The 21,145-nt window shown below is 48.6% G+C and carries 18 protein-coding genes; 9 read left to right on the forward strand and 9 right to left on the reverse strand.

Features of this window, described 5'->3' with window-relative positions; all coding sequences use genetic code 11:
• The first annotated feature begins 16 nt into the window (after positions 1-16).
• On the forward strand, positions 17-2,170 hold the full coding sequence (scpA, locus tag AC4BAP_RS04225) for a methylmalonyl-CoA mutase (protein WP_490581375.1): 2,154 nt from the start codon (positions 17-19) through the stop codon (positions 2,168-2,170).
• 179 nt (positions 2,171-2,349) lie between these two features.
• Here the strand turns inward: scpA and AC4BAP_RS04230 are convergent, their stop codons facing one another.
• Entirely contained in the window at positions 2,350-2,892 is a 543-nt protein-coding gene (locus AC4BAP_RS04230; protein ID WP_490581376.1) for an REP-associated tyrosine transposase, read from the reverse strand.
• Between the two features lie 199 nt (positions 2,893-3,091).
• Here AC4BAP_RS04230 and AC4BAP_RS04235 point away from each other — a divergent pair, with 199 nt between their 5' ends.
• The 4 genes from AC4BAP_RS04235 to AC4BAP_RS04250 all read left to right on the forward strand — a co-directional run bounded on the left by AC4BAP_RS04235 (position 3,092) and on the right by AC4BAP_RS04250 (position 6,979).
• Complete coding sequence (locus tag AC4BAP_RS04235) at positions 3,092-3,640, forward strand: metal-dependent hydrolase (protein WP_490581377.1); 549 nt, start codon at positions 3,092-3,094, stop codon at positions 3,638-3,640.
• Positions 3,641-3,646: 6 nt separating this feature from the next.
• Entirely contained in the window at positions 3,647-4,042 is a 396-nt protein-coding gene (locus tag AC4BAP_RS04240) for a hypothetical protein (RefSeq protein WP_490581378.1), read from the forward strand.
• A gap of 73 nt (positions 4,043-4,115) precedes the next feature.
• A complete protein-coding gene (gene treF / locus AC4BAP_RS04245; protein ID WP_490581379.1) occupies positions 4,116-5,738 on the forward strand; it encodes an alpha,alpha-trehalase TreF in 1,623 nt (540 codons plus the stop codon).
• 107 nt (positions 5,739-5,845) lie between these two features.
• On the forward strand, positions 5,846-6,979 hold the full coding sequence (locus AC4BAP_RS04250; RefSeq protein WP_490581380.1) for a YncE family protein: 1,134 nt from the start codon (positions 5,846-5,848) through the stop codon (positions 6,977-6,979).
• A gap of 106 nt (positions 6,980-7,085) precedes the next feature.
• On the opposite strand, the gene AC4BAP_RS04255 is transcribed toward AC4BAP_RS04250, so the two are convergent.
• A complete protein-coding gene (locus tag AC4BAP_RS04255) occupies positions 7,086-8,480 on the reverse strand; it encodes a DUF5723 family protein (RefSeq protein ID WP_490581381.1) in 1,395 nt (464 codons plus the stop codon).
• 269 nt (positions 8,481-8,749) lie between these two features.
• Between AC4BAP_RS04255 and meaB the strand changes: the two genes are divergently transcribed.
• Positions 8,750-9,730, forward strand: coding sequence for a methylmalonyl Co-A mutase-associated GTPase MeaB (gene meaB, locus AC4BAP_RS04260; protein WP_490581382.1), 981 nt, complete (start codon positions 8,750-8,752; stop codon positions 9,728-9,730).
• A 312-nt stretch (positions 9,731-10,042) separates the two neighbouring features.
• Here the strand turns inward: meaB and folB are convergent, their stop codons facing one another.
• The 3 genes from folB to AC4BAP_RS04275 are packed head-to-tail and all read right to left on the reverse strand — an operon-like array spanning position 10,043 to position 12,305.
• On the reverse strand, positions 10,043-10,399 hold the full coding sequence (gene folB / locus AC4BAP_RS04265) for a dihydroneopterin aldolase (RefSeq protein WP_490581383.1): 357 nt from the start codon (positions 10,397-10,399) through the stop codon (positions 10,043-10,045).
• Positions 10,400-10,408: 9 nt separating this feature from the next.
• Positions 10,409-11,386, reverse strand: a complete 978-nt coding sequence (locus tag AC4BAP_RS04270; RefSeq protein WP_490581384.1) for a DivIVA domain-containing protein — start codon at positions 11,384-11,386, stop codon at positions 10,409-10,411.
• A complete protein-coding gene (locus AC4BAP_RS04275) occupies positions 11,346-12,305 on the reverse strand; it encodes a WD40 repeat domain-containing protein (RefSeq protein ID WP_490581385.1) in 960 nt (319 codons plus the stop codon). The genes AC4BAP_RS04270 and AC4BAP_RS04275 overlap by 41 nt, the downstream gene beginning before the upstream one ends.
• 107 nt (positions 12,306-12,412) lie before the next feature.
• On the opposite strand from AC4BAP_RS04275, the gene AC4BAP_RS04280 reads away from it, so the two are divergent.
• Together AC4BAP_RS04280 and AC4BAP_RS04285 are read left to right on the forward strand one after the other, a co-directional pair.
• Positions 12,413-13,051: a 4'-phosphopantetheinyl transferase superfamily protein gene (locus tag AC4BAP_RS04280; RefSeq protein ID WP_490581386.1), complete on the forward strand. Its 639-nt coding sequence runs from the start codon at positions 12,413-12,415 to the stop codon at positions 13,049-13,051.
• 21 nt (positions 13,052-13,072) lie between these two features.
• On the forward strand, positions 13,073-13,657 hold the full coding sequence (locus AC4BAP_RS04285) for a thioredoxin family protein (RefSeq protein ID WP_490581387.1): 585 nt from the start codon (positions 13,073-13,075) through the stop codon (positions 13,655-13,657).
• A gap of 101 nt (positions 13,658-13,758) precedes the next feature.
• Here the strand turns inward: AC4BAP_RS04285 and AC4BAP_RS04290 are convergent, their stop codons facing one another.
• The 4 genes from AC4BAP_RS04290 to AC4BAP_RS04305 form a co-directional block, all read right to left on the reverse strand.
• Positions 13,759-14,607 (reverse strand): transglutaminase-like domain-containing protein, encoded by an 849-nt coding sequence (locus AC4BAP_RS04290; RefSeq protein WP_490581388.1) that lies wholly within the window; start codon positions 14,605-14,607, stop codon positions 13,759-13,761.
• Positions 14,608-14,735: 128 nt separating this feature from the next.
• On the reverse strand, positions 14,736-16,364 hold the full coding sequence (locus AC4BAP_RS04295; protein ID WP_490581389.1) for an acyl-CoA carboxylase subunit beta: 1,629 nt from the start codon (positions 16,362-16,364) through the stop codon (positions 14,736-14,738).
• 92 nt (positions 16,365-16,456) lie between these two features.
• Positions 16,457-17,530 (reverse strand): MlaD family protein, encoded by a 1,074-nt coding sequence (locus AC4BAP_RS04300; protein WP_490581390.1) that lies wholly within the window; start codon positions 17,528-17,530, stop codon positions 16,457-16,459.
• 22 nt (positions 17,531-17,552) lie between these two features.
• A complete protein-coding gene (locus AC4BAP_RS04305; RefSeq protein ID WP_490581391.1) occupies positions 17,553-18,335 on the reverse strand; it encodes an N-acetylmuramoyl-L-alanine amidase family protein in 783 nt (260 codons plus the stop codon).
• A 112-nt stretch (positions 18,336-18,447) separates the two neighbouring features.
• On the opposite strand from AC4BAP_RS04305, the gene AC4BAP_RS04310 reads away from it, so the two are divergent.
• Positions 18,448-21,078 (forward strand): putative LPS assembly protein LptD, encoded by a 2,631-nt coding sequence (locus AC4BAP_RS04310; protein WP_490581392.1) that lies wholly within the window; start codon positions 18,448-18,450, stop codon positions 21,076-21,078.
• The last annotated feature ends 67 nt before the right edge of the window (positions 21,079-21,145 follow it).

Genomic DNA, 21,145 nt, shown 5'->3' on the forward strand with positions numbered 1-21,145 from the left:
TTTAACCTCTAGTTAGATGAAACCTGACTTTTCTAAAGTTGACATAAATAAGATCGCCTCGGCTGAGCAGGGCTCAAAAAGCCACACTTCGCCAAAGCCCTGGAAAACGCCGGAGCAGATAGAGGTGAAAAGCTTTTATACTTCGGAGGATGCCGCGCACTTTGAGCACCTGGACTTTGCTGCCGGTTTGCCGCCATACCTGCGCGGGCCGTACAGCACCATGTATGTGCAAAAGCCATGGACCATCCGCCAGTACGCCGGTTTCTCTACAGCAGAGGAAAGCAACGCCTTCTACCGCCGCAACTTGGCTGGGGGGCAGAAAGGCCTTTCGGTAGCGTTTGACCTGGCCACGCACCGCGGCTATGACTCCGACCACCCGCGTGTAGTAGGCGACGTGGGCAAAGCCGGTGTGGCGATCGACTCGGTTGAGGATATGAAAATTCTCTTCGACCAGATTCCGCTGGACCAGATGTCGGTTTCCATGACGATGAACGGTGCCGTACTGCCGATCATGGCCTTTTACATTGTAGCTGCCGAAGAGCAGGGCGTGAAGCCGGAGCAACTGAGCGGTACCATCCAAAACGATATCCTGAAGGAATTCATGGTGCGCAACACCTACATCTACCCGCCGGAGCCAAGTATGAAGATCATCGCCGACATCTTTGAGTATACTTCCAAGAAGATGCCGCGCTTTAACTCCATCTCCATCTCGGGTTACCACATGCAGGAAGCCGGAGCCACCGCCGACATAGAACTGGCTTATACTTTAGCGGATGGTTTAGAGTATGTGCGCACCGGTTTGAAGGCAGGGATGGACATTGATGACTTCGCACCACGTTTGTCGTTCTTCTGGGCTATTGGTATGAACCATTTTATGGAGATTGCCAAGATGCGCGCCGCACGTATGCTGTGGGCTAAATTGCTGAAACAGTTCAACCCAAAGAACCCAAAATCGCTGGCACTACGCACCCATTGCCAGACCTCTGGCTGGAGCTTAACCGAGCAGGATCCGTTTAACAACGTGACCCGTACCTGTGTGGAAGCTCTTGCTGCTGCCCTAGGTGGCACGCAAAGCTTGCACACCAACGCATTGGACGAGGCCATAGCCCTGCCAACTGACTTCTCAGCACGGATTGCCCGTAACACACAGATTTACTTGCAACAGGAAACACACATCACCAATGTGGTAGACCCTTGGGGCGGATCATATTATGTGGAAGCACTTACACATGAGATCGCACATAAAGCCTGGGCACTGATGCAGGAGGTAGAGGAACTGGGTGGTATGGCAAAAGCCATTGAAACCGGTCTGCCGAAAATGCGAATCGAAGAGGCCGCAGCGCGCAAGCAGGCCCGCATCGACTCCGGCAAGGACATCATTGTTGGCGTTAACAAGTATAAACCAGAGCAGGAGCAGGAAATCGAGATTCTCGACATCGACAATACCGCTGTGCGTGAGTCGCAGCTGCGCCGCCTGGCAAGTATAAAAGAGAGCCGTGACGAGGCAAGCGTTTTAAACGCTTTGCAGGCTTTAACCAATGCAGCTGAATCCGGAGAAGGCAACCTGCTTGACCTGGCTGTTGAGGCAGCCAGACGCAGGGCCACGTTGGGGGAAATTTCCGATGCTTTGGAAAAAGTATACGGCAGACATAAAGCAGTAATCAGAGCCATTTCAGGAGTGTATTCCGCAGAATTAACCGACGACGAAAACTTTGACCGCGCTAAAGTATTAGCCGATCAGTTTGAAGAACTGGAAGGCCGCAGGCCAAGAATCATGGTTGCCAAAATGGGCCAGGACGGCCACGACCGCGGCTCCAAAGTAATCGCCACCTCCTTCGCCGACCTTGGCTTCGACGTGGACATTGGCCCACTGTTTCAGACCCCGGCCGAAGTTGCTATGCAAGCCGCCGAAAACGACGTGCACGTGGTAGGCGTGAGCAGTTTGGCAGCCGGCCATAAAACGCTGGTTCCGCAGTTGATTGAAGAACTCCGCAAGCTAGACCGCGAGGATATCATGGTAATCGTAGGTGGTGTGATCCCGGCGCAGGATTACGACTTCCTGTTCAAAGCCGGCGCTGAGGGTGTGTTTGGTCCGGGTACTATTATCTCTGTGGCCGCGCAGAATATTCTGGAGAAGCTGATTAAGGGAGTTAAAGAGTTAGGGAGTTAGTAGAGACGCAATATTTTGCGTCTTAATTCAAGAAACGCCGTAGTTGAAATCATCAGCTGCGGCGTTTTTTTTGCTATTCTCTGGCGCGGAGCTCAGCTCCGTGACAAGCTATAGATGCGAATCTCAGATTCGCTTTTATTACAAGGCACGGAAGTAACTTCCGCGCCAGACATTATTTGCTATTCAATCAACACTACATCCAACCGCCCCTTCTCCCCCGCATAATCTCTGGCGCTGCTGTAATACCATTGTTCCGGTTCCTCTACAAAACCAGCTTTTACAGGATTCTGATGCAGGTATTCAAGTCGCTGATCCAGCATTTGATTACTATTCAATAAAACAGGGTGGTAACCCGGTTGCCAAAATTTATATTCTTCATGTTTGATGCTAAACTCTCCTACTGAATTAATCAACCATAATAACCACCCTTTTCTGCTCTCCTGTGGATTTTGCTTAATCGACCTATACAGCTCTTTTGAGGTATACTTCTTGAAATCTCTAATAGTGCTGGCCAACGTAGGAGATGAACAAATAAGGTGTACGTGGTTGGTCATGATACACCAGGCATAGAGTGTCAGTTTCTTTTCTTTTTGGCAATAAGCAAGGCTTTCACAGACAACTTCACAATAGTCACGGCGGGTAAACACATCCGCCCATTGCACAACAGATATAGTTACAAAGTATATACCTTCCGTATCTTTTGCCTTATACTTTTCGCTCATGAAAAGCAGCACGTGGATCTAATAACTTTGGTTGCACGCTTACAATCCCGCTGGCGCGGAAGTTACTTCCGTGCCTTGTTATAAAAGCGAATCTGAGATTCGCATCTATAGCTTGTCACGGAGCTGAGCTCCGCGCTAGACCATTCACATAAGACAATATTTATTCTTATCTTGAATCAAACAAACCACCCACTCAACCATGGCCTCAGCATTCGCCCATGCCTTAGCGGCAGTAGCACTCGGCAAAACCCTCCCCGGAAAGTATACTTCCGCTAAATTCTGGATACTGGGCATCCTCTGCACCATTATTCCGGATGCCGATGTGGTTATGTTTAAGTTTGGCGTGCCTTATAAGCACATGTTCGGGCACAGGGGATTTTCGCACTCATTGGTATTTGCCTTGCTACTAGGGATAGCGGTAACGGCTGCTTTCTACAGAAGCACGAAGCTCACAAGTAAACCGGGGTTGGTGCTCATACTTTTCTTCACCCTCTGCACAGCTTCTCACATCTTGCTGGATGCCTTAACCAACGGTGGCTTGGGTGTCGCCGTGTTTGCCCCTTTCGATAACACCCGGTACTTTCTGCCCTGGCGTCCGATACAGGTTTCCCCGATCGGGGTAAGCAACTTCTTTAGCGAATGGGGTTGGCGTGTGGTAAAAAGTGAGCTGGTATGGGTGGGTTTGCCGACTTTGGCGTACTTTGCAGCTGTAAGCTTTCTCAAAAACAAAAAACAAAGGCTTAATTAGCATTCCATGAAACTAAAGCACATCCTTATACTTGTATCGCTTGCTCTAATCGGCTGGTTTATTTATGATACCCTATCCATACCTGGTGTCGATGACCTGGAGGGAGACTTTAAAGAGATTGCCATGTACCGAAACGAGAACAACACCGGCCCTATCACAAGGATTTACGCAGTATCTGTAAACGACACACTCTGGCAGCAAATGCAGGCTTACGGTGACTACATGCCCCACACCAAGTATGGCACTACCAAAGTATACTTCTTTCTGAACGACAGCCCTGTACCTGAGGAGTTAAAGCCTGGCAGTGAGAACTTTGAAGCACGATTCAAAGAATTTACTGTAGGCAAATATGAAAAAGACGCTATGGGTCAGGTAACATTTGTGCAATACCCTTACCGTTAGTATACTTGTCGCTTTGCTGCCGGTTTGCGTAATAGAAGGCTGACGATTTCTCTTATGCCAAACCAAGCGAAGTATGAAGTATATTTATAACGCTCAGAGACTTTACATTCTGCTAGTTTTGCCCTTTACCCTTTCCTTGCAGCCTTCGCTGGCCCAGCAGTATTACCACCCTGCCAAAGACTTAGGCGAGCTATTTGAGCAGGTTCAGATGCAACGCGTATTCCCGGACTCCAAAACATTTACCGACTGCATCCCGCTTAATAAACCCGAATATATTTTAGAAGATTACCAGCAACAGAGGCACCAGCCAGATTTTAACCTGGAAGCCTTTGTGCTGCAGCATTTCGAGTTGCCGCCACAACCGGCCACTGGTTTCACTACCGATGCCAGCCACTCTGTAACACAGCACATAGAGCGCCTCTGGCCCGTGCTTACACGCCAGCCCGGGGCCGATGGCGGCTCTCTTATACCTTTGCCGCATGCTTATGTTGTTCCGGGAGGACGGTTCAGGGAGATCTATTACTGGGATAGCTTTTTTACCATGCTGGGCTTGCAGGTCAGTGGCAAAACAGCGTTGATCCAGAGCATGGCAGATAACTTTACGCACCTGATAAATACGGTGGGCCACATACCTAATGGCAACCGCACGTATTACCTGAGCCGCTCACAGCCGCCCTTTTGTGCACTTATGCTACGGGTGCTGGCACAACAGAAAGGCCGCGAAGTATTGCTACAATACGCGCCCGCCCTAAAAAAGGAATACGCTTTCTGGATGGATGGCAAAGAAATACTTTCTGCTGCCAACCCTGCTTACCGCCGCGTGGTGCAAATGCCCGATGGAAGTATACTGAACCGATACTGGGATGACAACCCTTCGCCACGCCCAGAGTCTTACGTTGAGGATGTGGAACTTGCTCACCAGTCAGGGAGAGTACCGGAAGAGATTTACCGCGATATAAGGGCTGCCGCAGAATCCGGCTGGGACTTTAGCAGCCGCTGGTTCGCCGATGGCAAAGATATCAGCACCATTCAGACCACCAGCATCATCCCCGTTGACCTGAACGCATTGCTCTACCACATGGAGCTTACCTTACAGGAGATGGCTGTATTGGCCAACAACCGCGAAGAAGCGCGTAAGTATGAAAAGCTGGCAAAGGCCCGCCGCGACGCTCTCCAAAAGTATAACTGGAGCGAAAAAGACGATTTCTTCTACGACTATAACTTCAAAACTGGCACTACCACTGATATTCCCACGCTGGCGGCTGTTTACCCGCTATACTTTAACATGGTGAAACGGAAGCAAGCCGCTGCTGTAGCCCAGAAAATACAGCGGTCGTTTTTAAAGCCAGGTGGGCTGGTAACCACCCTAAACCAAACCGGACAGCAATGGGACGCACCTAATGGCTGGGCACCGATGCAATGGATGACCATAACTGCCCTTCAGAACTATGGCTTTGACATGCTGGCCGAAAATATCGCTGGAAATTGGGTAAAGCTGAACAATAAAGTATACCTGGCTACCGGAAAACTGATGGAGAAGTATAATGTAGAGCAGATCGGCCTGGAGGCAGGCGGTGGAGAGTACCCAAACCAGGACGGCTTTGGGTGGACAAATGGCGTATTGCTCAAGCTGCTGTCCCAGAACCCTGCTCTGTACAAGCTAACGGAAAAAGAAGCCGCGCTACACGAAAACTAAACGCCACACCCTTCATGCTTTCTATTCAAAGTATAAAAACACATGTGGTATTTATACTTGGCATTGCATTTGTACTTTCTGGTAATATCAGACGTTAAACAATTGCTATGAATAGATTAAAATACGTGGTAGCTGCTGCCATCCTCACTTTTAGCAGCTTGACTGCATTGGCCCAGGGCGAGAAGAACAACTGGTATTTTGGCAAAGGCGCAGGCATCATTTTTAAAGACGGTGCACCTACCGCCACCTCCAGCAGGTTGTTTACCGAAGAAGGAAGCGCAACTTTATCTGATAATGACGGGAACCTGCTCCTGTATACCAACGGCATTACCGTCTGGAACCGAAACCATAAGGTTATGCCCAATGGCAATGGCCTGATGGGAGGAAGTTCTTCTACACAGTCGGCACTTATACTTCCTAAGCCAGGCAGCCAAACCATCTACTACATCTTTACCACAGATATACAGGCACAGTCTAATGGGTTGCGCTACAGCGTCGTGGACATGAGCAAAGACAACGGCAACGGCGATATTGTAACGCGCAACAATTTTGTAATTGCCCCAGCCACCGAAAAGCTGACCGCTGTGCGCCACAGCAACGGACGCGACTGGTGGGTTTTGGCGCACCGCTGGAACAGCAATGGCTACATGGCCTACCTCATAAACGAAGAGGGCGTTACTACCAAACCGGTAATGAGCATGGTGGGCATGGTGCACGGCGGACCTAACCGTAAGGCAATCGGCTACCTGGTGCCATCACCGGACGGCACCCGACTGGCTGCAGCACTCTGGAACGACGACAGCAGCTTCGAGATCTTACGTTTTGACCGCAGCACCGGCAAAGTATCAGACCCGATCCACTTGAAAGGATACTCTGAGGCTTATGGGGTGGTTTTCTCCCCGGATGGCACCAAAGTATACGGTACTACAAACAATGGTCAGATGAAAAAGGCGCAGATCGTGCAGTTTGACCTGAGTGCAGGCAGTGCGGCTGCCATTGCAAAATCCGCTGAGGTGATCGGCACCTCAGGCAGCCCAAGTATAGGCGCTTTGCAGTTGGGCCCCGACGGCAAGGTATATGTAGCCCGAAAAGACAACTATTACCTGGGCGTGATCAATAACCCGAATACGAAAGGCAAAGCCAGCGATTACGTAGATAATGGCTTCCATCTGGGCAAGCAAAAAAGCGACCTGGGTTTACCAAACTTTCCTCAGGGTTTATCAGGATCCAGAGTGTATTAAGATAAAAAAGCAGCAGCGGCAGCCTCAGTAAAGGCTGCCGCTGCTGCTTTTAGATATAATGACCTGATCGACAATTTAGCAATTAAGCCATTAAACAATTATTTGATTAAAGCACTTTAGGCTTTCCGATCTTAAACCTCAGGAAACCCATGGCAAAAGAGCCACCCGGGTTATTTTCTGAGAAAGGCGCTGTGATGTCGCGGGTACTGATGCCGAACTCATACACCGGCGTAACAATGGCAAAGCCCACTGGAACATTCAGCTTGTCGCCGGCACCTGTAGTAACGCCTGTGCTTAAACGAAACATCGAGAATGGCTTCAGATCGATACCCAGACCAACAAAATCTTCAGAAATATTTCCCGGAGCATTATTAAGCGCACGCACATAATCAACTCCAACTTCTACGCGCTGCCCCAGTTTCACGCCTACACCGGCTCTGAATCGGGTTGGGAGATCGGTACTAAGCTCACTTACCGGATTAAATACCAATGCGCTATCGATGATCGTTTTAGCCATCTCGGCGGCACTCTCAAAGCTATACTCTTCAGAACCATCGTGTTTTGGCAATTTAAAGCCCTTGTCCTGTGCCTGCAGCAGGTTTTCTGTCCAGGTCATCTTGCCAATATCTGTTACCGAGGCGCTCACTTTCACGATCTTAACGATCTCTGCTGACAAACCTACGTCTACGCCATGTCCACGGCCAACGGGGCTTAACAATTTGTCAGCATCGTTGTAAGTAAACTTCGGGTCGTTCAGGTAATCGCCGTAATCTATATCAAGTATAGGCGAGGCAGCGCTATACGCCTTCACCTCTCCGCCTTTTGAGCTGAACTCATAAAGTGCCATGCCCTGGATATAGCGGTATCCTGCACCAGCATAAATATTTAGCAAAGGTAGATCAATGATTTTGCGGCCATAGGCAACATTCCACTCATTTACCCACGATGCCTTTAGCTCTGTGCCTTCAAACAGTTGCGAAACATATACCGTCTGCCCCGGGCTAAACTGCTGATACAGCTCTGCATCCTGTCCTAAAAATACCAACTCCGAAAAGTTCTTGTTGAAAGCCACATGGCTAAGGGCACGCTGACGGTTGCTGATCGCCAGGCCACCGAACTTTGGCAGACTGATGGAAAGGGCAAAAGTGTTAAAGTCGGCACCAGCGTTAAGCACATTGTCATTTGTAAATGCTTTTGCCAGGTCACGGCGTGCTGCCAGCGTGAGTTCGTTGCTTTGCGCAGCCTCGATAAAGCGATTAACTGTTGTTCTGGTCAGTGCCTGCGAACTGGCTCCTACCCCACCCTCACCGATGGTAAAAGAAACAATGGAAGTGCTGCGGCCCAGGTTGCCAGGGTTTACGCCTATGGCCTGAAAGTCGGTTACAAAGGTGTTCATTACGCCCCCACGGCCTACTACCGAGAAGCTGTTAAGTTCTGTTTGCGCCAGCGCACTTGCTTGTACCCCCGCAAAGGCCGCTGCCAGCATCAACAATTTTTTCATAAAGGTTGGTAGATGTACTTTATACTTTTGTTTGGTTAGATTAAGCTGACATTGCTCCTGTGCAGACACGTGAAAGAATTTCTGCATCAGCACGTTACACAAATGTCAATTCGAGTGCAATTTCAGGCTTTTAAATGGCAAATCCATATATATCCACAAAAATATTTGTTATGTTATATAGCAAAATCTATATTCTTGACTGCTGCATGAGTGATTCCGCTTATAAATCTTAAATTTGTAACCAGCACGGCATCACAACCTCAACACAATTGGCAAAACGATTCAGCACCGATACTTATGTAAATGGCATACTTGCCGGGGATAGGGTAATGCTTAGCCGTGCCATTACGTTGGTGGAGAGCAGACTGGCTAGCGACCAGGAACTGGCTCAGCAGGTTATCAATGCTGTGCTGCCGCATGCGGGCAATTCTGTAAGAATAGGCATTACGGGGGTACCGGGGGTGGGCAAAAGTACTTTTATTGAGGCTTTTGGAAGCTACCTTATTAAGGAGCAGGACAAGAAACTGGCTGTACTTGCCATAGACCCGACAAGCCAGCGATCCGGCGGAAGTATACTTGGCGATAAAACGCGTATGGAGGCTCTGTCCATGAACCCACAGGCTTACATCCGGCCTTCACCGGCTGGCAAGTCGCTGGGTGGGGTAGCCAAAAATACCCGCGAAACCATTATACTTTGCGAGGCTGCAGGCTTTGATACCATTATTGTGGAGACTGTAGGTGTTGGCCAATCTGAAACGGCGGTGCATGCCATGGTCGATTTCTTTTTGCTGCTGATGCTGGCCGGTGCCGGCGATGAGTTGCAAGGGATTAAGCGTGGCATTATGGAAATGGCCGACGCCATTGCCATTACCAAAGCCGATGGCGGCAATGTGGGTAAAGCCACCTCAGCCCAAGCCGAGTACCAGAGTGCCTTACACCTCTACCCTATTGGGGCGTCGGGTTGGCTGCCTAAGGTTAGCACCTGCTCCGCAGTAGAAAACACCGGCCTGGATACCATCTGGCAAACTATCTCTGAATACCTGAATCTTACACAAGCTAATGGCTACTTTGAAAAAAAGCGCCGCGACCAGAACCTGCAGTGGATGTACGAAGCCATCCGTCAGGGTTTAGAAGATAATTTCTACGGCCATCAGCAGGTTAAAGAGCAATTGCAAAGTATAGCAGACCAGGTTAAGAACGGCCAAAAGTCTGCCTTTGCCGCTGCCGCTGAGTTGTTGCGGTTGGTGTAGATTATCTAAGATTTACCTCACCCCAACCCTCTCCTAAGAACAGGAGAGGGAGTTCTGTTGTTACTCATGCCAACTTTACAAGTTGTAGATGCTGTTTAACCTCCCATCTCATAAGATCCTTTCAGGATGACAAAAGAGAACATAGATAAAATTATTATGATGACAGTTGAGGCAGTAAGTACTAGCTCCCTCTCCTGTTCTTAGGAGAGGGTTGGGGTGAGGTAAACCTGTAGGGGTGGTGGAGCACGGCAGCTATAAAACAAAAGCAGCTGGCCTAAACCAGCTGCTTTCAGATATCATCTAAAGTATAAACTATCTCACTTCTTCCAGACTAACCTTTGCCCATTTGCAAATGCCTCCAAGCGGCGGGTTAAACTTGTACACGTTCACCTTTACCGACTGTACAAACGGAAATTGCTCATACACTATATCGATGATGCGGTGGCCAAGGTGCTCTAACAGGCGGGCGGGGATTTTCATCTCTTCCAGCACCAGCTTGTACAGTATTTCGTAGTTCACTGTCTCGTCAAGGTTATCGCTTTCTGCGGCGCGACGAAGGTCGGTGTTTATGATCAGGTCGATGCCATACTTATTACCGATCTTCTGCTCCTCGTCGTAAAACCCATGGAAGGCAAAGAACTCCATGCCTTCCAGCGCAATCTGCCCCATGCTTTTAGCTTAGCCTATCTCATCGAAGAAAGAACCGCCACTAACAGGCTTAACCGTTGCGCCGTTTGCTGTGTATGCCTGGCGCGAAGGCTCTGTGTTTGGTGGCTGAATTTCAGGCTTGTCCGGCTGCACCGGCTGAATTTCCGGAACCGGTTGCTCAATGTCAGGCGCAGGCACACGGCCAGGATAGTCAGGCTCGATCGGCTCAACCTCCGGTGCCGGGATATTAGGAACAGGGGTTGTTGGTGTAGGTACCTCGTTTGGCTGCGTTACATCCGGAGCCGGGTCGCCGAATGGCTCGTACTCTTGGCCATTGCTGTTGGTTACTGCTACAGGCGCATTAGAGGCCGTAGTCTCAGGCAAAGTATATGTTTCGTTTGTAGTATTCATTTCATTCAGTTTTTTTAACAGCTCGGTGTTTTCTACGCGAACTGCTGTAGCTCTTGAAAGAATACTGTTTGTACCAGTCTTAGGTTTAGATTTAGTGCGTTCTGCTTTCTCAAGTGCCTCGTTTGCGAGGTTTCGCAGCTCACGCACCATCGAATCCAGGTGGTCTTCCATGCGCAGGTAGTCCAGCTCCAGGTCTTTTACCTCCTGTTGCATTTCCGCCACCAGCTTCTCAGACTCACTCTTGGCTTTCTCCAGCATCTGGCGTGCCTCGTTACGAGCCTGGTTTAGCAATTCGTTAGCCTTAAGCTCGGCCTCACGCATTTTCAGTTCGGCAGATTTATTAGCCTGCTCCAAAATGTTATTACCGGTGTCTTCTGCAGTTTTCAGGGTTTTGTACAGCGATGACTCCACCTCACGCAGTTTCTGGGTTTCGCGGTGCGACGCGTCCAGTTTCATGCGCAGATCCTTGTTCTCATCCATCAGCTTCTCCCACTGCTGCGACAGGGTTAGCAAAAACGCATTTACATCATCCTTGTCTAATCCTCTAAATGCCTTCTCAAACGTTTTTTGCCTGATCTCTAATGGTGTAATCTTCATAACTTCCTAAATTAATATCCCAAACCGAAATGGTGCGGTCATCGCTACACGAAACTAACTGATTCTTGTGAGCCGACCAAAATAATTTATTAACCGATGTGCCGTGGCTAGCATTACGCACTTTGTCTATCACTTTCAGCAACTTAAAAGTCGCGGCGTCCCATATTTTTATCGACTTGTCCATGCTGCAGGTGGCAAAATGGCGGCCATCGGGGCTAAAGGCAATATGGTTTATGGTGTACATGTGTGCCACTACATAGCCCTTCTCTTTATACTGCTGCGCCACATCCCAAACGCGCAGGTGCGCATCGCGGCTGCCGGTTAGCAGCTGCTTGCCATCAGGAGTATAAGCCAGAGTAAATACAGAGTTTGTATGCGACCTCAGTTCATACTTTAATTCTAAAGTTGCCGCATCAAAGATCCTTACCACATTATCGCTGTAGCCAACTGCTAGTTCATGGCTGTACTTGTTGTAGGCCAGGCAACGGGCACTTTGGTCAGATTTCCGGATAATGGTTTCCAACTCAAAAGTATGGCCGTTTAATACACAAACTGCGCCATTGCCCATGGCCACAAACACCTTCTCCGAAGTATAGGCAATATCAAAAATGGCTACCTTGGGCAGCGCCACCGACTTTAAAACCTGTTTCGTGTTCAAGTCGATCACCTGCACGCCTTCCTGGTTCTGACCGATGAGGAGCAGGTTGCGGTCTGGCAAGTAGCGTAATGCATATACCGAGCTGGTTACCTTTGCCACCAGTTCCCCGTTTTCAGGCTGGGTTAAATCCCAGGCCACTACCATGCCATCGCCGGCACCGGAGAAGAAAATGTTTTCAGAGCCGCTCCGCTCCAAAGTATAAACGCAATCGCGGTGCCCGGTAAGTGTGGCTACTTTTTGTACTTGTATCTTGCTGGCCATAATGCCAATTGGTTCTGTATCTTTAAATTTTAGCTAAATTTACAACAATCTGGCCGAACTAAGCGTGCCCATACTTATAAAACCTGCCCTACTGTAGTTTATTGCCTATGCCGCTGCTGCAATCAAAAGTATTAAACCCCCACACTGTGCTGGGCATCTGGCAAACAAGCGAATCTTTGCAAGAGCTGCAAGCCATGCTGCCTGTACACGTAGATTGCGCGCAGATCGAGAAAGTACATGATAAGCGCAAGAAAGAATGGCTGGCAAGCAGGGTGCTGGTTTATACTTTGCTAAAGCAATTTACCGGTATGCCTGCCGTTCTAAGGAAAGATCAAAACGGGAAGCCATACTTTGAGGGTCTGCCGTTTCATGTTTCGGTTTCGCATTCGCCGGCACTTGCCGCTGTTATTATTTCGGATAAGTATGAAGTTGGCATAGATATTGAACTTCTATCGCCAAAGGCGCTGCGGGTGGCCGGCAAGTTTTTAAGCGAGGTAGAGAATGTATACACTGCCCAGACCGAAAGCCAGACCTGCCTGTACTGGAGTGCCAAAGAAACTTTGTATAAGTTGTACAGCCGTAAGCAACTGATTTTTAAGGACAACCTGATTCTAAAACCTTCTGCAATACAAAATATGCTGGAGGGGCAGGTAATAACCGCTGATTTCAGTAAATTGTATCAGATTAGATACGAGTTCCTGCCAGATCACGTACTTACTTACTGCATCGACGATATACAAACTTAACTTGAACAAACATTTAAAGTCATGAAACATATAGCCGCATTTGCCGCAGCCTTCCTTGTAACTACTTATGCCTTTGCACAAGGCGGCGGTTACCAGTTGGGCGATAAAGTAGCTAACTTCTCGCTGCAGGGCGCTAAGAACCAGACTGTTTCGCTAAGCGATTTTGCTGATGCCAAAACGGTTGTGCTGGTGTTTACAAATAACCAATGCCCTTACGCTAAATTGTACGAGAACCGCCTGGTAACCCTGGCCAGCACTTATGCCAACAGAGGTGTGCAGTTTGTGTTCATTAACCCTGGCGTTGGCGAAGGAAGCGAAACGTTAGATGAAATGACCTCAAAAAACTATAGCTTCCCATACCTGGCAGACGCCGGACAGAAAATAAGCAACCAGTTTGGCGCCACTAAAACCCCGGAGGTGTTTGTGCTGCACAATACCAACAATGGCTTTGTGCTAAAGTATAAAGGCGCCATTGATGACAACCCACAGGTTGAGTCCGGGGTTAAGAACCATTACCTGCGCAGCGTTATCGTTGATGTACTGGCCAACAAATCGGTTTCGGCAACAGATAAACGCGCCACGGGCTGTTTGATCAAGAAGTATTAAGTACCTGAAAGTATAAAAAGAGAGGGCCGGCAATTGTTGCCGGCCCTCTCTTTTTATATTTTCATTATACCTTTCTACAGCGGAGTTTATACTTGTGAGACTTATACCGGTGGCTCTTCGTCGGTGATAGCCGCTAGCAGCTTGGTTACTTCCGTTGCCTTCTCCGGGTCGTTCATCTTCTCAAAAGAGAAGGCCAGGTTACGCAATGCCCGCTTTATGATATCCAGGTTATCGCAGGGTTCATAGAAAATATCGATCGGGTTCAGGTTTAGCTGAAGTATGTAATTATCGATATCCGATTTGGAAAGTATAAGCCCTTTGTTGTACACGTTAATGTAAAACTGCACACCATCCAGTTTATAGGTAAGTATAAAAAGATTGGGCAGGTTTACGCCATAAACAGGCATACCGAGTCGCTGCGCTAAGGTCATGTAAATAACACAGAGTGTTAAGGGGTTTCCGCGCTTGGTTTCCAGCACCAGGTGCAGCATGGAGTTGGCCGGCGAATGGAAATTCTTTGTATTGGCCGTAAAACGTTTCTCCTTAAATAACACATTATTCAGTGCCTTTACCTGGTCATACGGATGCATCTCATCCTTCATATGCGTCCAGGCGTCGAAGTATAGTTGATCTATGGTTTTGGTAATGTTGGCATACTCCACATCAGGGTACAAGTATGAGTTGACCAGGTACATCCCCTCCAGCAGATCTGTCCCCCCGTTCTCTTTCCAGGCTTTAAGCCTCTGCATTAAACCCTCGAACTGCAGGCTATGGATCAGATCCTCGATCTTTTTCTGAAGGTCGGAGTCCAGTGTTTCCTCCCACTCTTCCTCCAGGTACGGTATAATCCCCTCGCCTAAGGCAACTATCTGCTTCTCCACATGCGACGCCACCTCATAATCACTATCATCCAACAGCGAGATAAGCGCCTTTATTTCATTCTTCGTCAAAGTAATGCGTAATTAAGGTAATTAGTAATTTTTAATGACTAATGAGTAATGATTAGTTATTGATTACTTTATAGTTTACAGAAATTTATGCCAAGTGGATGCCTATATAAACTCTGATCCCTAAAATATCAGGTCTGAATTACACCTACATTGTACGGCTTTTCGATAGGGGCGTGGTTGGCAGCCTCTATACCCATAGAGATCACTTTCCTTGTTTCCAGCGGGTCGATGATGCCGTCTACCCATAGTCGGGCAGCCGCATAGTATGGCGAAAGCTCCTCATTATACTTTGCCGTGATACGCTCCAGCAACTCCTGCTCTGCCTCCGGAGTAATTTCTTCTCCTTTTGCTTTTAACGCTGATACTTGAATCTGCAGCAGCGTTTTGGCAGCTGATGCGCCGCTCATTACAGCCAGTTGTGCCGTAGGCCAGGCGTAGATCAGGCGTGGGTCGTAGGCTTTGCCGCACATGGCATAGTTGCCGGCCCCGTAGCTGTTACCTACAAGTATGGTAAACTTAGGCACCACAGAGTTGGCCATGGCATTCACCATTTTGGCACCATCTTTAATAATGCCGCCGTGCTCAGCTTTGCTGCCCACCATAAAACCGGACACATCCTGCAGAAACACCAACGGGATTTTCTTCTGGTTGCAGTTCATGATAAAGCGTGCAGCTTTGTCAGCAGAGTCGGAGTAGATAACGCCACCCATCTGCATCTCGCCCTTTTTGCTCTTCACGATCTTGCGCTGGTTGGCCACAATGCCCACAGCCCAACCATCAATGCGGGCAAGGCCACAGATCAGCGTTTGGCCGTAATGATCTTTATATGGCTCAAATTCAGAATTATCAACTAGGCGAAGTATAAGGTCCATCATGTCGTATGGTTTCGCTCTGTCGGCAGGCATCAGGCCATAGATCTCTTTCTCGTCATGTTTTGGCGCGGCTGGCTCGGATCTGTTAAAACCTGCCTTATTGTAGTCACCCATCTTGTCAAAGATGTTGCGAATATGGTCCAGCGCCTCTTTATCGTCTTTGCACTTATAGTCTGTAACGCCCGAAATCTCGCTGTGTGTGGTGGCTCCGCCTAGCGTTTCGTTGTCTATACTTTCGCCAATGGCAGCTTTAACCAGGTATGAACCAGCCAGGAAAATAGAGCCAGTGCCTTCTACTATCAGGGCTTCGTCGCTCATGATAGGCAGGTAAGCACCGCCTGCCACACAACTTCCCATGATCGCGGCAATCTGCACAATGCCCATCGAGCTCATAACCGCGTTGTTGCGGAACATGCGGCCAAAGTGCTCCTTGTCCGGGAAGATCTCATCCTGCATGGGCAGGAACACACCGGCACTGTCCACCAAGTATACAATTGGAAGTTTATTCTCTATGGCAACCTCCTGGGCTCGAAGGTTCTTTTTGGCCGTGATCGGGAACCAGGCACCGGCTTTTACGGTAGCATCGTTGGCAACTACTACACACTGGCGGCCTTTAATATAGCCTATACCTGTTACTACGCCTCCGCTTGGGCAGCCACCTACTTCCTGGTACATACCCTCGCCGGCAAAGGCACCTATCTCTAAAAACTCTGAGCCTTCGTCAAGCAAATAGTCCACACGCTCACGGGCAGTCATTTTGCCTTTTGCATGTTCTTTCTGGATGCGCTTTTCGCCCCCACCCAGGTGTACTTTCTTTAATCTGCTCTGTAACTGAAAAACAAGCTGTTTAAGTGCGTCTTCGTTTTTGTTAAATTCGATGTCCATGTAGGGCTAGTTTGTAAGTATAGAATAGAGTATCAATGAAAAATCCGCCCAAAGAAGCGGATTTCACAAATATACGATTTTACATATAAGGCTTAGTTAGATTTTGCACCTGTACTGCCTTTGCCGGTTTTTTCCGGTACGGGCACATACACTGTATCAGGCACGGTGCGGAAATCCTGCGGGTGCTTGTCCTGCATTTTCTTAACTTCATCCAGGGTAATTACACGCCCTGTCGCATCAACTTTATACTTGTCTTTGCGGCCAAACACCGAGAAACTCACATAACGCTTCGGATAAGCCTGTATATCGCGCAGCAACAGGTTTAGGGCCTCTGTAGAGCGGTTCATGTTTTCGTAAAGCTCCTCGTCGTTCATCAGTTTGCCAATAGAGCCCTGGTCTGAGTTTAACCTGTTCACTGCTGTCTGCAGGTCAACCACCGCCGCATTGGCATTGTTCACAAGCCTGTTAAACTCGGCCTGCTTCAGGGTGTCGGTGATCTCGGTCATGTTGCGGGCTAGCCTATTGATCTGGCGCTCCGTTTGGCGCAGCGATGCCGTAAGGGCACTTACGTTTGCTGTGATAGCATTGATATTCTGCTGGTTGGCACGAAGCAGGTCGTTGAGTGCCGCCGTTGTCTGGCTGGTATTGGCCAAAATGGTCTGAATGTTTTCTTTTGCCTCGCTGTCCAGAAGCCTGTTTACACGGGCAAGGGTCGTATCCACTTTATCTATCACAGGCACAGTTTTAGAAGAGATGACATCCGTAATAGAGCTTTCCTTGTAAGGGATCAATGTCTCGCCACCATCAAAAAGCCTGGAGCTGTTGCCCAGGTACAAGGTAATGGCCTTGCTGCCCAGCAGGTCTGAGTTGCCTAGCGCCGCTATCGTGGAGTCCCCTACCTGAAGCTCCTTCAGAACACCGATCTTTACCATAATCTTGTTCTGCTTCTCTGTCATCAGGGTGATGTTCTGCACCGACCCAACCTGTACCCCGTTAAGTATAACCGGGTTCGACACTGTAAGGCCGTCCACGTTGTCATACACCACATAGTATGTATTAGAGTCAGAGAATAGATCGGATCCTTTCAGGAACATGAATCCGAAATACAGGATTATCAGCGCCGCTATACCCAGTAGCGCCACTTTGATTTCTTTTGATATTTTCACGTAGGGATGATGCTAATTAGCGTTAGTTCATTGCCTCCAGCTCTTGCTTATACTCTTTGAAGGCACGATATATTCCTGATGCCATATACGATTGGCCGGATTTATCGTTAAGGAATTTTTCTTCTGTCGGATTAGTAAGGAAGCCGCACTCTATCAGGACACTTGGCATATACGATTTCCAGAGCACCAGGAAGCCAGCCTGTTTTACACCCCTGCTGTAGCGACCTACCTTGTGCTTAAACTCTCTTTCCACTTTATCTGCAAAGCGGATGCTATTGTCCAGGTGTGCACTCTGGTGCAGGGCAAAAAGTATGTGACTCTGAGGCGACTTGGGATCGAAACCGCCATAGTTTTCCTTGTAGTTGTCTTCCTGTAAAATTACCGCGTTCTCACGCTTGGCTACATTCAGGTTACCTTCCGAGGTATGAAGTCCCATCGTATAGGTTTCCGTACCGTAAGCCGCAGAAGGACCAGCGTTCAGATGGATGGAGATAAACAGGTCGGCATTGTTTTTATTGGCAATGCCCGCGCGGTCTGCCAACTCTACAAAGTTATCTGTCTTGCGAGTGTAAACTACTTTCACGTCCGGCTGGTTCTTTTCGATCATACTTCCCACCTGCAAGGCAAGCTGCAGGGCCACATCCGCCTCGTGCGAAAATTTACCGTTGCAGCCCACATCTTTACCGCCGTGGCCGGCATCAATTACCACCGTGCGCACTTTGTAAGCTTTCTTGAACTCTAATGTACTGGATGAGCAAAGCAAGAAAACGATAGCCAGAAATGAAACAGAAACAATATTTCTCACAACGTTCGTTAGTTAAAAGCTAAAACAATAACTTTGTACAAAATAAATAAAACTTTAGGGAAGTCTGAAGAAGTTGCGCTACATTTTACTTTTTTTACTGCTGCTGCAGTCTGTGTTGCTAACTCCCTCTGTGGTGTCTGCCCAGCGCTTGCCTCAGGCACGCACGCTTAAACAGGCTAACACACAAGTACAAGACACTGTTCCTGCAGGGCAGGATTCATTGCGCCTGGCCGCACCTCAGGGCGACATCAAAACGACTATCAAATATTCTGCCAGAGACTCCATCATGTTTGAGGTGGACCGCAAAGTAGTTAACCTTTACGGCGATGCCAAGATCAACTATGGCGATCTGACACTGGAGGCAGCCTTTATCCAGATCGACTACGAGACAAATACACTGCTGGCAACACCCCTGCCCGACTCTACGGGAAAGGAAACCGGCGTACCTGTATTTAAAGATGCCGGTGGCACCTATGCAGCCAAGCGCATTGCCTATAACTACCAAACCCGCAAAGGACGGATCTCTGAAGTAGTAACGCAGCAAGGCGAAGGATATATACATGCGGAGGTGGTAAAAAAGAACGAGAACGACGAGTTTTTTGGCTACCACGCCCAGTATACTACCTGTAACCTGGAGCACCCGCACTTTTTTATCGGGGCCACTAAGATGAAGGGCATCCCGAACGACAAGGTGATGACCGGGCCATTTAACCTGGTTGTGGCGGATATTCCGACTCCGGTTGGCTTTTTGTTTGGCCTGTTCCCGATGCCGCGCAACAAGCGTTCTTCTGGTGTTATCGTGCCTAGCTTTGGCGAGTCGAGGGCGCAGGGTTTTTACCTGAGCAACGGCGGTTATTATTTTGCCTGGAACGATTACGTAGGCACACGACTAACAGGGGATATTTACTCGTTGGGTGGCTATAATATTAACGTAGACAACACTTACCGCAAAAGATACTCCTACAGCGGTAGCCTTGGGGTGTCGTACCGTTACTTTAAAAACGATGAGGCCGATGTGGAGCGTTCGCGCTCTACCAACGACCTGCTGAATGCCTTGCCACCAACGCAGCGCACCATATGGATCAACTGGTCGCATAACCCGGTACAAAAACCCGGAGGCGGACGCTTCTCTGCCAGCGTAAATGCGGGTAGCGCCAGTCACCAGCGGATAAACTACAACAGTACCTCACAGTACCTGTCGCCTACGTTTAACTCTAACATCACCTACCAGAAAACGATACAGAACACGCCGTTCAGTTATACTGCCAAGTTAACGCAGGGCCAGACAAACGGAGGCGTTTACAACTTCGTATTGCCTGACCTGAACTTCTCGATGACGCCAGTTAGCTTCTTCGAGATATTTACCAACGACCAGCCAACAGGAAAGTGGTACGAGCAGTTTACCATCGGCTATAACGTGAATGCCCAAAACAGGCTTTCCAATATCAGGCCTGCTACCAGCAACTCTTTTGGTGTGCCTATTACAGAGGGCTTTGCCAGACAAGACACTATAAGCCTGGATGATTTTGAAACACTGTGGAGAAACGGACGCCGCTCTGCAGACCACAACTTTCAGCTGAACCTAGGTAGCTATAAAATTGCGCGCTACTTCAACTTCTCGCCATCGGTAAGCTATCGTGAGAGCTGGACTGACCAACGCTACAGTTTCCGCTTTAACCCGGACTCGCAAAAAGTGGACGTAGACACTACTAACTTTGCCCGTATTTATGAGTATAGCGCCAATGCCTCTTTGAGCACAACCATTTACGGTACAGCATACATCGGCGGCAAGCGCGTTGAAGCCATACGTCACCTGATTCGTCCGAATATTGGTTACAGCTATCGCCCTGATTTTGGCAAAGAAGGCTTCGGGTTTTACCAAAATGTAAGAACTGCCGCTTTCCCGGCAACTGGCCGCGATGCATTTACCTTGTTGCCACGGGTAGCCAGCCCACCGGCGGCGGGTCTGCAGAACCTGCTCACGTTTAGCGTGACGAACAATATCGAAATGAAGGTAAAATCCAAGGCTGACTCAGCTGCCACTAACCAGTTCGAAAAAGTAAGTATACTGGACAACCTGGGCATTTCTACCTCTTACAACTTTGCTGCCGACTCACTAAAACTGGCGCCGATCAACATGGTGGCTAACACCAGGCTGTTTAAGATATTTAACGTAACCCTAACGTCTACTTTTGAGCCTTACAAGCGCGACACGTTGGGTAGAAGAATTGATGAGTATGTTTTTGATTTCTCAAAGGCAAAACTGGCCACGCTCACAAACGCTAACTTTACATTAAGCGCCAGCCTTAACCCGGAGGCAAGGCAGTCCAGAACGTCACCACCGAGCAACCTGCCGATCCTGGACCAGGACAGAAACCCGTTATTGCCTGACTACGTGGACTTCAAAATTCCGTGGACGCTTAGCTTCGATTACACCATCGGTTACTTCAGGTCGTTTGGCAGCACTAACTCCAAAAACATAACCCAGACCTTAGGGGTAAACGGCTCCGTAAACCTGACAGAGAAGTGGAAAGTAACTTATTTTGCCGGCTACGACTTTACAAATAATAACATTTCTAACGCCAACATACAGATCTACCGCGACCTGCATTGCTGGGAAATGAGCATAGGCTGGATACCATATGGCTTCGCACAAGGTTATAACATCACGATAAATGCCAAGTCGGCGCTACTGCAGGACCTGCGCCTCACACGAAACAGAACAGCCCGCAACCGGTTTTAACAAAAACAGCCACACCAAAATGTGGCTGTTTTTGTTTTAGATTTTATAGCTTTACATCAAAACCATT

The organism is Pontibacter sp. GD7 (genome assembly GCF_058216375.1).